This window comes from Acinetobacter sp. LMB-5 (assembly GCF_001541635.1).
Taxonomy (GTDB): domain Bacteria; phylum Pseudomonadota; class Gammaproteobacteria; order Pseudomonadales; family Moraxellaceae; genus Acinetobacter; species Acinetobacter pittii.
The window spans coordinates 1-374 of the sequence record NZ_LRDR01000089.1 but is presented as its reverse complement, the minus strand read 5'-3'; the positions used below and the strand labels follow the sequence as shown (position 1 = coordinate 374).

1 protein-coding gene is annotated in these 374 nt (G+C 34.2%); it reads left to right on the top strand.

The annotated features are described in order from the left end of the window. A partial coding sequence (locus AW165_RS19995) for a hypothetical protein (protein ID WP_212823947.1) occupies window positions 1-193 on the top strand: 193 nt, incomplete at its 5' end. Window positions 194-374 lie beyond the last annotated feature (181 nt).

Sequence of the window (374 nt, the reverse complement as noted above, 5' to 3'; positions counted from 1 at the left end):
GTATCCATGTAGTTCTTATTTTTTGAATGACTCCGATTATGATGCGGTTAACGATGCGTTGGAAATGCTGTATTCTCATTCTGATTCTTTTAAATCTGATTTTAGCCATAATAAGGATCGACATGTACTTCCTGGAACATCAGACGCTTATAAGGACATAAATAGTAATGGTGTTAGTGACAAATTCGATTAAAAGAGTTTTGTAAATTCACTTAAACACACTCATGGAGGGGAGGGTTTCGCCCTCTTGCCTCCTTGAATCATCAAATAAAAATAAGAGTTAAATACGTTTGATTTTTTGCTCTAATATATTTAGATATATCACAAAAAATATGGTTGTGCCGATAACGGCATGCTTCATTATTAGTACTCGG